This is a genomic window from Verrucosispora sp. CNZ293 (genome assembly GCF_002754655.1).
Genome location: NZ_PEFR01000001.1, coordinates 1,781,987 through 1,794,483, shown reverse-complemented (window position 1 = coordinate 1,794,483; position 12,497 = coordinate 1,781,987). Strand labels below are relative to the sequence as shown.

General features: G+C 70.0%; 9 protein-coding genes. 7 read left to right on the top strand and 2 right to left on the bottom strand.

What is annotated here, in order from left to right; translation table 11 throughout:
- The first annotated feature begins 52 nt into the window (after positions 1–52).
- The 5 genes from CLT74_RS08225 (at position 53) to CLT74_RS08205 (ending at position 5,973) form a co-directional block, all read left to right on the top strand.
- Positions 53–1,117: a sugar ABC transporter substrate-binding protein gene (locus tag CLT74_RS08225; protein WP_099846006.1), complete on the top strand. Its 1,065-nt coding sequence runs from the start codon at positions 53–55 to the stop codon at positions 1,115–1,117.
- Positions 1,114–2,655, top strand: coding sequence for a sugar ABC transporter ATP-binding protein (locus CLT74_RS08220; protein WP_099846005.1), 1,542 nt, complete (start codon positions 1,114–1,116; stop codon positions 2,653–2,655). Before CLT74_RS08225 ends, CLT74_RS08220 begins: the two co-directional genes overlap by 4 nt.
- Positions 2,648–3,691 carry an ABC transporter permease gene (locus tag CLT74_RS08215; RefSeq protein ID WP_099846004.1) on the top strand — a complete coding sequence of 348 codons (1,044 nt, stop codon included), beginning with the start codon at positions 2,648–2,650 and terminating at the stop codon, positions 3,689–3,691. Before CLT74_RS08220 ends, CLT74_RS08215 begins: the two co-directional genes overlap by 8 nt.
- Before the next feature lie 72 nt (positions 3,692–3,763).
- Positions 3,764–5,092, top strand: a complete 1,329-nt coding sequence (locus CLT74_RS08210; RefSeq protein WP_199172346.1) for an enolase C-terminal domain-like protein — start codon at positions 3,764–3,766, stop codon at positions 5,090–5,092.
- On the top strand, positions 5,089–5,973 hold the full coding sequence (locus tag CLT74_RS08205) for an amidohydrolase family protein (protein ID WP_099851574.1): 885 nt from the start codon (positions 5,089–5,091) through the stop codon (positions 5,971–5,973). The genes CLT74_RS08210 and CLT74_RS08205 overlap by 4 nt, the downstream gene beginning before the upstream one ends.
- A 95-nt stretch (positions 5,974–6,068) precedes the next feature.
- Here the strand turns inward: CLT74_RS08205 and CLT74_RS08200 are convergent, their stop codons facing one another.
- Positions 6,069–6,764, bottom strand: a complete 696-nt coding sequence (locus CLT74_RS08200) for a FadR/GntR family transcriptional regulator (RefSeq protein ID WP_099846002.1) — start codon at positions 6,762–6,764, stop codon at positions 6,069–6,071.
- Between the two features lie 172 nt (positions 6,765–6,936).
- On the opposite strand from CLT74_RS08200, the gene CLT74_RS08195 reads away from it, so the two are divergent.
- Together CLT74_RS08195 and CLT74_RS08190 are read left to right on the top strand one after the other, a co-directional pair.
- Positions 6,937–7,272 carry an L-rhamnose mutarotase gene (locus tag CLT74_RS08195; RefSeq protein WP_199172139.1) on the top strand — a complete coding sequence of 112 codons (336 nt, stop codon included), beginning with the start codon at positions 6,937–6,939 and terminating at the stop codon, positions 7,270–7,272.
- A 289-nt stretch (positions 7,273–7,561) separates the two neighbouring features.
- A complete protein-coding gene (locus tag CLT74_RS08190) occupies positions 7,562–10,564 on the top strand; it encodes a glycoside hydrolase family 95 protein (protein ID WP_099846000.1) in 3,003 nt (1,000 codons plus the stop codon).
- A 181-nt stretch (positions 10,565–10,745) separates the two neighbouring features.
- On the opposite strand, the gene CLT74_RS08185 is transcribed toward CLT74_RS08190, so the two are convergent.
- Entirely contained in the window at positions 10,746–12,056 is a 1,311-nt protein-coding gene (locus tag CLT74_RS08185) for a hypothetical protein (protein WP_143697111.1), read from the bottom strand.
- Positions 12,057–12,497: the final 441 nt, after the last annotated feature.

The window sequence follows — 12,497 nt, the reverse complement described above, 5'->3', positions numbered from 1 at the left end:
CCCGGTCGCGGCGAACCACCTGCGGTGACGTCCCGGACATGGAGGAACGACATTGAGAAACAGGGCACTGACGAGCGTGGGGCTGACACTGCTGCTCGGCGTGTCGGCCACCCTGACGGCCTGCGGTGACGGCACGGCCGACGGGACCGGATCGGGTGGCTCGCAGGTCATCGGGGTGGACTACCCCCGCTCCGACACGGACTTCTGGAACTCGTACATCAGGTACGTCCCGCAGTTCGCCGACGAGATGGGCGTCGAGGTCAAGACCACCACCTCGCAGAATGACATCGCCAACCTCATCTCGAACACGCAGACCTTCATCAGCCAGGGCGTCAAGGGCGTGGTGATGGCGCCGCAGGACACCGCCGCCATCGCGCCGACCCTGTCCCAACTGGACAGCAAGAAGATCCCGGTGGTCACCATCGACACCCGGCCGGACACCGGCAACGTGTTCATGGTCGTCCGGGCCGACAACCGTGCCTACGGCATCAAGGCCTGTCAGTTCCTGGGCACCAAGCTCGGCGGCAAGGGCAAGGTCGTCATGCTCCAGGGCGGCCTCGACTCGATCAACGGCCGGGACCGTACCGAGGCGTTCAACGAGTGCATGCAGAAGGAGTTCCCCGAGATCACCGTCTTCGGCGAAGCCACCGACTGGAAGGCCGACGTGGCGGCGTCGAAGCTGCAGACCCGGTTCGCGTCGGACCCGGACATCAAGGGCATCTACATGCAGTCCTCGTTCGCCCTCTCCGGCACCCTCCAGATCCTCAAGCAGCGGGGTCTCCAGGTGCCGCCGAGCGACCCGAAGCACGTCTTCGTGGTCTCCAACGACGGCATCCCCGAGGAGCTGAAGAACATCGGTGAGGGCCTGATCGACGCCACCGTCAGCCAGCCGGCCGACCTCTACGCCAAGTACGGGCTGGAGTACGTGCAGGCGGCGATCGAGGGCAAGACCTTCCAACCCGGCCCGACCGAGCACGGCAGCACCATCATCCAGGTGCGCGACGGTCTGCTGGAGGACCAGCTGCCGGCACCGCTGGTGACGCTTGACGGCGCGCCCATCGCGGGAGAGCCCACCCTGAAGTTCGACGACTCGTCCCTCTGGGGCAACAACGCATGAGTCCCCTCCCGCAAGGGCCGACTGACGGGCTGGTCGGCACCGACCAGCCCGTCGTGGAGGCCGTGAACATCACCAAGCGGTTCGGATCGACGGTGGCGTTGGCGGACGCGGGGATCGTGGTCCGCCGGGGCGAGACGCATGCCCTGGTCGGGCGCAACGGTGCCGGCAAGTCCACACTCGTCGGCATCCTCACCGGGTTGCAGGCCGCCGACAACGGTGCGGTGGCCTTCGACGGGCGTCCGGCGCCGCCGCTGGGCGACCGGGACGCCTGGCGCAAGCGGGTGGCCTGCGTCTACCAGAAGTCCACAATCATCGGCACGCTCACCGTGGCGGAGAACCTCTTCCTCAACCGGCACGCCCGTGGGCCGGCCGGGTTGATCCGCTGGTCGCGGCTTCGCCGTGCGGCGGAGCAGTTGCTCGCGGAGTGGTCGGTGGAGGTCGACGTACGCCAACCCGCCTCGACGCTCTCCGTCGAGCAGCGGCAGTTCGTCGAGATCGCCCGGGCGCTCTCGTTCGGCGCCCGGTTCATCATTCTCGACGAACCGACAGCCCAGCTCGACGCCGCCGGCATCAATCGCCTGTTCGCCCGGATCCGGGAGCTGCGGGCGCAGGGCGTGACGTTCCTGTTCATCAGCCATCACCTGCAGGAGATCTACGAGATCTGCGATCAGGTGACGGTCTTCCGCGATGCCCGGCACATCGTCACCGCCCCGGTGGCGCAGCTGAGCCGATCGGCGTTGGTCGCCGCGATGACAGGCGAGGACGTGACCATGCCGGAGGCCGACCACCGGCCGCTGCCCGCCGACGCGCCGGTGCTGCTGTCCGTACGTGATCTGGTCACCACCTCGGGTGCCGAGCTGTCCGTCGAGGTGCGGGCGGGCGAGGTGGTGGGCATCGCGGGTGGCGGCGGTAGCGGCAAGGTCGAGGTCGCCGAGGCGATCGTCGGTCTGGCCCGGCCGGCGGGCGGGGCTGTCGTCGTCGACGGTCGGGCGCTGCGTCCCGGCAGCGTGCCGGACGCTCTCGACGCCGGCGTCGGACTGGTGCCGCAGGACCGGCACCGCGAGGGGCTGGTGCCGCTGCTGTCCATCGCCGAGAACGTCACGATGACCGTCCCGGACCGGATCGGTCGGCGGGGTCTCATCTCGCCGGCCCGGCGGGACGCCCTGGCCCGGGACACCATCGCCGACCTTGCGATCAAGGCCGCCGGGCCGCGGGTGCCGGTCGCGGACCTCTCCGGCGGCAACCAGCAGAAGGTGGTGATGGGTCGGGCGCTGGCCAGCGATCCGAAGCTGCTGGTCCTGATCACCCCGACCGCCGGGGTGGACGTGCGCTCCAAGCAGACCCTGCTCGGCGTCGTCGAGGAGGTGCGCCGTCGCGGCACCAGCGTGCTCGTCGTCTCCGACGAACTGGACGACCTGCGGATCTGTGACCGCGTGCTGGTGATGTTCCAGGGCCGGGTCGTCCGCGAGATGGCCGACGGCTGGAGCGACAACGATCTGGTAGCCGCCATGGAAGGGGTGGACCTCCACCATGTCTGAGACGCTCTCCACCACCGCGCGGCCGGCCGCCACGCCGCCACCGCCCCCGCCAGGTTCGTCGTCACGGAGCCTGGCCATCGCGCGGCTTCGTGACCTGGCGCTGGTGCCGGCGATCATCGCGGTCGCGATCGTCGGGTCGATCGTCAGCCCGGTCTTCCTGAGCACCGACAACATCATCAACGTGCTGCAGAGCATGTCGGAGATCGCCATCGTGGTCCTCGCCCAGACCATCGTGCTGATCACCGGCAAGATGGATCTGTCGCTGGAGTCCACCTTCGGCCTGGCACCGGGTATCGCGGCCTGGCTGGTGGTGGATCCCGCGCTGACCCGGGGGCTCGGTCTCGACGTGCTACCGGACGCCTGGGCGGTCCCGGTGGTGCTGCTCGTCGGTGCCCTCGTCGGCGCGTTCAACGGGCTGCTGATCGTCCGGTTCGGCCTCAACGGCTTCATCGTCACGCTGGGCATGCTCATCGTCCTACGTGGTCTGCTCACCGGCATCTCCGGTGGCCAGACCTTCTTCATGCTGCCCGAGTCGATGACCTATCTCGGCTCCGCCACCTGGGTCGGGGTACCGGCTTCGATCTGGCTGTCGCTGCTGCTGTTCGCCGCCGGGATCGTCGTGCTCGGTTACACCCGGGCCGGCCGGGCGCTGTACGCGATCGGCGGCAACGCCGACGCGGCCCGGGCGGCGGGGATCCGCACCGACCGGGTGCTCTGGCTGGCTCTCATCGTGGCCAGTGTGCTCGCGGCGCTGGCCGGTCTGCTGATCAGCGGTCGGCTCGCGGCGGTGCCGTCGGCCCAGGGCAGTGGCGCCATCTTCCAGGTCTTCGCGGCGGCGGTGATCGGTGGCGTCAGCCTCAACGGCGGCAAGGGCAGCGTCTTCGGCGCCTTCACCGGAGTCCTGCTGCTTTTCATGATCATCAACGTGTTGACGCTGGCCGGGGTGCCCGCGCAGTGGACGAACTTCCTCAACGGCACGGTCATCCTGGTGGCCCTGGTGGTCTCCCGCATCACCGGAGGTAAGGCGCAGACGTGAGGCGGCGCGCCCGCCGGCCGGCCCATCGCGAGGCCGACATCAAGGCCCAACCTGGTCGACCCCTCAGGAGTTCTGGTGAGTGAGCGCATCTCGTCCGTAGAAACCATCGACGTACGGTTCCCCACGTCCCGGCATCGCGACGGGTCGGACGCGATGAACCCGTTCCCCGACTACTCCGCCGCGTACGTCGTCGTGCGGACATCGGCCTGCGCCGAGGGCCACGGACTTGTCTTCACCGTGGGCCGTGGCACCGACCTTCAGGTGGCGGCGGTACAGGCGCTCGCGCCGATGGTGGTCGGCCAGCGGGTCGACGAACTGGTCGCCGATCCGGGCATGCTGGCCCGCCGGCTCGTCGGTGACAGCCAGATCCGGTGGCTGGGACCGGAGAAGGGGGTCGTGCACATGGCCGCCGGTGGTCTGGTGAACGCGGTGTGGGATCTCGCGGCCCGACGGGCGGGCAAGCCGTTGTGGAAGCTGCTCGCCGACCTCAGCCCGGAACAGGTGGTCGCCCAGGTCGACTTCCGCTACCTGCGCGACGCCCTCACCGAGGACGAGGCGACGCGGCTGCTGCGGGCCGCCGAGGGTGGGCGAGGCGAGCGCGAGCAGCGGCTGCGGGCCGAGGGGTACCCGGCGTACACCACCACTCCCGGCTGGTTGGGCTACGACGACGAGAAGCTGGCCCGGCTCTGCCGGGAGGCGGTCGAGGACGGCTACCGGCTGATCAAGCTCAAGGTCGGCGGGAACCTGGCCGACGACGTACGCCGAATGGGCATCGCCCGGCAGGCGGTCGGCCCGGACATCCGGATCGCTGTCGACGCGAACCAGATCTGGGGGGTGCCGGAGGCGATCCGCTGGATGCGCGAACTGGCCGAGTTCGACCCGTACTGGATCGAGGAGCCGACCTCGCCGGACGACGTGCTCGGCCACGGCGCGGTACGGAAGGCTCTCGCCCCGGTCAAGGTGGCCACCGGCGAGCACGTGCACAACGCGGTCATGTTCAAGCAGCTGCTCCAGGCCGATGCCGTCGACGTGGTGCAGATCGACGCCTGCCGCGTCGCCGGGGTGAACGAGAACCTGGCGATCCTGCTGCTCGCGGCGAAGTTCGGCGTGCCGGTCTGCCCGCACGCCGGGGGAGTGGGGCTGTGCGAGCTGGTGCAGCACCTGGCCATGTTCGACTTCGTCGCGCTCAGCGGCAGCACCGACGATCGGGCCATCGAGTACGTCGACCACCTGCATGAGCACTTCGTCGATCCGGTACGGGTCAGCGGCGGACGGTACCGCGCGCCCGACGCTCCCGGTATGAGCGCGCGGATCCGGCCCGACTCGTTGGCGCGGTACCGCTTCCCGGACGGCCCGGAGTGGGTGGACGCGCCGGTGATGGCGGGAGCGCCGACGGCATGATCATCGACGCGCATCATCACCTGTGGCGGCCGGAACGCGGCTACACCTGGCTGATGGAACCCGGCCTGGCCGCGATCCGTCGACCGTTCACCCCGGCGGACCTGACCGCCGAACTCGCTGCCGCCGGGGTGCACGGCACCGTGCTCGTGGAGGGCGGCCGGTGCCACCCCGACGAGGCCGCCGAGTTCCTCGGCTACGCCGCCGACACCGGGCCGATCCTCGGGGTGGTGGCCTGGATCGACGTGGCGGCCGACGACCTGACCGCCACCATCGAGCGCTACCGCCGGTCGCGTGGCGGCGAGTTGCTTGTCGGGCTGCGCTCCCAGGTGCAGGGTGAGGCGGACCCGGACTACCTCGACCGGCCCGACGTGCGACGTGGCCTGGCCGGAATCGCCGCCGCCGGTCTCGCCTTCGACCTGGTGATCCGGGCCGACCAGTTGCCGGCGGCGGCCCGGGCCGCGCGAGCGGTCCCGCAGCTCCGGTTCGTTCTCGACCATCTGGGCAAGCCGCGGGTCGACGAGGGCGCTGCCGGGCTGCGGCGGTGGCGCGGGCCGTTCGCCACGCTGGCCGCCAACCCGAACGTCACAGCCAAGCTCTCCGGCCTGGTCACCGAGGCCGCGCCGGACTGGTCACCTGATGATCTGCGGCCGTTTGTCGAGGTGGCGGTCGCGGAGTTCGGCCCGGATCGTCTGATGTTTGGATCGGACTGGCCGGTCTGTCTGCTCAGATCGGGTTACCCGGGGGTGCGCCGGGCACTTGAGGCGGCGCTGCCGCCGCTGACGGCTCGGCAACGGCACGACATCTTCGCCGGTACCGCGCTGCGCGCCTACCAGCTGACCCGGCGGGGCGCCCGGCCCGAACTGGTGAGGCCGCCGGCATGAGCCCGACCGATTCCCGGCGCGCCCCGGCAGCGGGCTGCGCGCGGCGCCCCGGTAGCCGACCGCCGCGGCGTCCGGACGACCGCGCCGGTCGGCGGCTACCCGTCCGCCGACTTGGCGGCGAGCACCGTACGCAGCCACGCCTCGGAGGTGTTGACGTGCAGCAGGGCGCTGGCCTGGGCCAGCAACTGGTCACGCGCACGCAGGGCGAGGTAGATCGTGTGATGCTCCTCGATCGTCTGGTGTGCCGCGTTGCCCTCTATCAACCCGCGCCACACCCGGGCCCGCAGGGTACGGCCGGAGAGCCCGTCCAGCAGCGAGGTGAGCGTCTCGTTGCCGGTGGTGGCGACGACCGTGTGGTGGAAGGCGGTGTCGAACTGGATGAGCTTCTCGGCGTCGTCGGTGGCCGCCCGCATGTCCTCCAGGATCTGGCCCAGCTCGTCGAGGTCGGCGTCGGTCATCCGCAGCGCCGCCAGGCCGGTCGCCATCGGCTCCAGCAGCCGGCGTACCTCCATGACCTCCAGGAGCGTGTCGTCGCGCAGCAGTTCCACCGCGACACCGAGACCTTGCAGCAGCAGCCGGGGGGCGAGGCTCGTCACGTACGTCCCGTCGCCGCGCCGCACGTCGAGCACCCGGGCCGATTCGAGCACCTTCACCGCCTCCCGGACCCCGCTGCGCGAGAGCCCCATCTGAGCGGCCAGTTGCGGCTCCGGTGGCAGCCGCGTCCCCGGGGGCAGCTCACCGCTCTGGATCATGCTCCGGATCTTCGCGATCGCGTCGTCGGTCAGTGCCATCGATGCCCCCTTCGGACCGGTCAGCCGCGCGCCGCCGGCCTGGACCGGATCCTGCGGCGGGCACCGGCGAGCCCCACCACTATAGAGACATCGGACGTTTGCCTGCGATGCCGCCCGCTCGCCGCGTGGCTTCCGGGGACCAGGACCAACCGAGCCCAGCGGAGGATGTGACGTGCGACGTTACGGCATGGTGATTCGGCTCAGGCCGGAGCACCGGGACACCTACCTGCGGCTGCACAGCGCGGTCTGGCCCGGTGTCGAGCAGACCCTACGTGCGGGGAACATCCGCAACTTCACCATCTTCCTGCACGGCGACCTGCTGTTCGGCTACTACGAGTACGTCGGTGACGACCACGACGCGGACCAGCGTCGGATGGCCGACGACCCGGAGACGCAGGCGTGGTGGAAGCTGACCGACCCGTGCCAGGAGTCGCTCGCCGAGCCCGGGTCGGGGCACTGGTGGGCCCCGATGCAGGAGATCTGGCACCTGGCCGAGGAGGCACCCTGACCTTTACATCTGATGAATGAGGCGATGAGTGCGGCTGACCCGGGTACGCGGTCGGTCCGACCGGACTGCCGGCGGGGTGCCGTATCACCCTGTCATGGGTCAAAGAAAAGCCTTGTGACGTTGGGAATCTCAAACTCTCGACCGCCTTGCCCGATAGTCAGATCGACAGTTGCCGATCGAGCCTGGTGGCGGTAACATTCGCGAAACACATCAGACGTCTGGGCCGTTCTGGGCCTGCCGGCGATCAGTGAGGCTTCGCGCGGCCGGATCGGTCACGGTTGGAGGATCGATGTCAGACCTGACTCGACGGCAGGCCCTCAAGATCGGCGCGGCGGGTGCTGGCGGAGCTCTGCTGCCGCTGCCCTGGACCGCCGTGGCCCGAGCGGATTCGGTGGCCCCGCCGCAGGTGCTCGCCGCCGGTGACCTGGCCCTCTGGTACGACGAGTCCGCCGGCACCGACTGGCTGCGGGCGCTGCCGATCGGCAACGGCCGGCTCGGCGCCATGGTCTTCGGCAATGTCGACGCGGAGCGGCTACAGCTCAACGAGGACACCGTCTGGGCCGGTGGACCGCACGATCCGAGCAACCCCCGTGGGCTGGGTGCGCTGGCCGAGATCCGGCGGCTCGTCTTCGCCAATCAGTGGACCCAGGCCCAGAACCTGATCAACCAGAACATGCTCGGCAACCCCGTCGGGCAGTTGGCGTACCAGACCGTCGGCAACCTCCGGTTGGCCTTCCCGACCTCCGGCGGGGCGTCGCAGTACAACCGGCAGCTGGACCTCACCACCGCGACGACGAGCGTGTCGTACGTGATGAACGGCGTGCGGTACCAGCGGGAGACGTTCGCCAGCGCGCCGGACCAGGTCATCGCGATGCGGCTGACCGCCGACCGGACGGGCTCGATCACCTTCACCGCCACGTTCGACAGCCCGCAGCGGACCTCCGTCTCCAGCCCGGACGGCACCACGATCGCCCTCGACGGCGTCTCCGGCAATCAGGAGGGTGTCAACGGCGCGGTCCGGTTCCTGGCGCTGGCCAACGCCACGGTCAGTGGCGGCACGGTGAGCAGTTCCGGCGGCACCTTGCGGGTGACCGGCGCGACGAGCGTGACCCTGCTGGTCTCGATCGGCTCCAGCTACGTCAACTACCGCAACGTCGGCGGCGACTACCAGGGCATCGCGCGTCGGCACCTCACCGCCGCGCGGGCCAGCAACTACGACCAACTGCGCAGTCGGCACGTCGCCGACTACCAGGCGCTGTTCGGGCGGGTCAGCCTCGACCTGGGGCGCACCTCCGCCGCCGACCAGCCGACAGACGTCCGGATCGCCCAGCACAACAACGTCAACGATCCGCAGTTCTCCGCGCTGCTGTTCCAGTTCGGCAGGTACCTGCTGATCTCGTCCTCCCGGCCGGGCACCCAGCCGGCCAATCTCCAGGGCATCTGGAACGACTCGCTGACCCCGGCCTGGGACTCGAAGTACACGATCAACGCCAACCTGCCGATGAACTACTGGCTGGCCAACACCACGAACCTGTCCGAGTGCCACGAACCGGTCTTTGGCATGATCAGGGACCTCGCGGTGGCCGGGGCCCGCACCGCCCAGGTGCAGTACGGCGCCGGTGGCTGGGTCACCCACCACAACACCGACGCCTGGCGGGCCACCTCGGTGGTCGACGGCGCCTTCTGGGGCATGTGGCAGACCGGCGGCGCCTGGCTGGCCACCCTGATCTGGGACCACTACCTGTTCACCGGGGACGTCGAGTTCCTCCGGGCGAACTACCCGGCGATGAAGGGCGCGGCGCAGTTCTTCCTCGACACCCTGGTGACCGAGCCGAGCCTCGGTTACCTGGTGACCAACCCGTCGAACTCGCCGGAGATCGGCCACCACGCCGACGCCAGCGTGTGTGCCGGGCCCACGATGGACAACCAGATCCTGCGGGACCTGTTCGACGGGTGCGCCCGGGCGAGCGAGATCCTCAACACCGACGCCACCTTCCGGGCGCAGGTACGGGCCACCCGGGACCGGCTCGCGCCGAACCGCATCGGGTCGCGCGGCAACATCATGGAGTGGCTCTACGACTGGGTCGAGACCGAGCGGTACCACCGCCACATCTCGCACCTCTACGGGCTGGCGCCCAGCAACCAGATCACCCGGCGGGGCACCCCCCAGCTGTTCGAGGCGGCCCGGCGCACCCTGGAGATCCGGGGCGACGACGGCACCGGCTGGTCGCTCGCCTGGAAAATCAACTTCTGGGCCCGGATGGAGGAGGGCAACCGGGCCCACGACCTGATCCGCTTCCTGTCCACCCCGGCCCGGCTCGCGCCGAACATGTTCGACCTGCATCCGCCGTTCCAGATCGACGGCAACTTCGGCGCCACCGCCGGCATCGCGGAGATGCTGCTGCACAGCCACGTCGGCGAGCTACACATCCTGCCGGCCCTGCCGGCGGCCTGGCCCAGCGGACGGGTCAGCGGCCTGCGCGGCCGGGGCGGTCACACCGTCGGCATCACGTGGAGCAGCGGGCAGGCCACCGAGATCCTGGTCCGGCCGGACCGGGCCGGCACCGTCCGGCTGCGAGGCCGCATGTTCACCGGCAACCACACGGTGGTCGACGCCGCCGACGGCACCCCGGCCCGGACCACGAAGGTCGAGAACGACCTGATCGAGGTCACCGTCGCGGCCGGACGCACCTACCGGGCCACCGGGTCCGGCGGCGTGCCCACCGCGCCGCCGTTGGAGCAGAGCTTCACGAACGTCAGCACCACGAACGACAACAACACCGGCGCCGGGAACTTCGACGGCAACGGCGCCACCCTCTCCGCCCAGGCCCTGGCCCAGGCCGGGGTCACCCCGGGCAGCACGGTGAGCCGCAACGGGGTCACCTTCCGCTGGCCCAACGTGGCCCCGGGCGGTGCCGACAACGCCATCGCCTCGGGGCAGTCGATCGGTGTCACCGGTACGGGCCGTACGCTCGGCTTTCTCGCGACCGGCACCTACGGGGCCGTGTCGGGCACCGCCGCCGTGGTCTACGCCGACGGCACCCGGCAGACCTTCACAATCAGCACCCCCGACTGGTACGGCGGACCGCACGCCGGTGGTACCGCAGCCGTGGTGATGGCGTATCAGAACCGGCCGGGCAACCAGCGGCAGAACACCGCTGCCTGCGTCTACTACGTCGGGGTGGCGTTGCAGAACAAGCCGGTGGCCCGGGTGGAGCTGCCCAACATCAGCCCACGCCCCGCGGCGAACGTCCCGACCATGCACATCTTCGCCATCGCCATCGGCGCCTGACGGTCGAGGGCGGATCTCCGGATCGGGCGGAGCCGCCCGGCCGACTCGCCGGCCGCGACAACCCAGTCGCGGCCGGCGAGTCGGCGCGGTGGCCAGGAACGTGGCCCGGGTCGCCGCCGGGACCTGGCCGCGACACCGCCGACGTTCCTGGCCACCGGGCCCGGGGCCTATCCGGCCGGGCTCACTTTCGCTGGGCCAGCAGCCACTGGAGAATGCTCCGGTCGTCGTACGTCGGGCCGTAGGCAGCGTGGTAGTCGGGCAACGAGAACGCCTCGTTGCCGTACTCGGTGTAGTGCAGCAGCTCGGCGACCTGCTCGGGCGTCTTGCCCTGGGCCTCGTACGCCGACCGCAGCGCCGCCCGCGAGTTGCGGGCCAGCGAGATGTTCAGCAGGTGGTCGTTGACCCCGTGGGTGATCCACAGCGGGATCTCGGCCGCGGCGATGGCCGTCGCCTGGCTGGCACTGACCTGGAACCCGCCGGTCACCAGGCCGGCGGTGAACAGGTCGGGACGCTTGGCGAACGCCTCCCACAGCAGCCGGGAACCGTACGAGACGGTGGTGGCGTACACCCGCTCGGTGTCGACCGCGTGGTCCCTGCTGAACTGCTCGACCAGCTTGACCAGCAGGTCCGCCTCGGCCACGTCACCGACCCGCTGGTTCTGCGGGGCGAGCACGATGACGTCCTCCCGGCTGCCTGTGACGTTCGGCTGCAACCAGGCGGTCGCCGGGATGTCGGCGGCGATCTGCACGCCCGTGTTGTCGCCGTCCCAGCCCATGCCGTGCCCGGGCAGGACCACCATCAGCGGGTACTTCCGGCCGGCCTGGTAGTTCTTGGGCAGGTGGTAGTGGTACGGCAGCACCATGCCGCCGCTGAGGTACGAGCCGTAGCGGAACTCGTCGACGAGCAGGTTCACCGGCGCCTCGGTGACCCCGTGCGAGGTACGCGGGGCACCCTTGGCCAGCACCGGCCCGGCACCCTTGCCCTTGCCCGGCTGGGCGTGCACGTCCTTGCGCTGGGTCACCCGGGTCGGCAGGTCCGGGTTCACCTTCACGGTGCACAGGAAGGTCGGGCACTTGGAGACGATGACGGTCCAGCCGGCGTTCTGGTCGGGGTCCAGCTCGACGATGACGTATTTGCCGGGTACGGACCGCCGGTCGGCGCGGACGGTGGCGGTGCTGTTGGTGTAGGTGTGGGTGATCGTCCGCTCGGTCAGCTTGGGCAGGTCCTCGATGGGGTTGAACCGGAAGTTGTAGCTGGTGTCGGAAACCGAGAAGGTCGAGTTGTCGAGCTTGCGGGGGTTGACCGTGCCGCCGTACTCGACGGCGACGGCCGAGACCTTCTGGCCGTAGGTGTAGACCGTGGTGATGGGGGTGACGCTGCGGATGCCACCGGTGCCGCCGCCGTGATCCCTGCTCGCGGCGTAGGCGGCGGTGCCGGACGTGGCCAGCAGCAGCACCGCAGCGACGGAGACGAACGTCCTGCGCAGTCTCATCGGCCCTCCTCGTGGGACGCGTCCGTCTGGTCCGGCTCGCGCCGGAGCGGCAACTGCCGAGCTCTGAAACAGCGGGCGCTAAACTGATTTAGCAGAGCATCGGTGTCGCCGTCGTGGATGTCAATGCCGGCTTGGTAACCGGATGGAAACCGAGTGTTCACGTCGTGCGACGACCGGTGCCGCGCCGGGTGTTCGAGCGCGGCGCACACGTCCGCAATGGACGGAACGGGGTCGCGGGGTGTTCCCCGGCCCGGGCTTGCCGTATTCTCTGACGTCGATGAGCGTCGCCCGGTCGGGGGCGCGACTCCGTGGTCAGATCCCATGATCACCGGCTTGACCTGCGGCGACTCGGCCACTCGGTGGAGTGGGGCGTTCGTTACGAGACCGTGACCGCGGTATTTCCAACCAGGTGTTGACCTAGGCATTGTGAGCGCTAACACT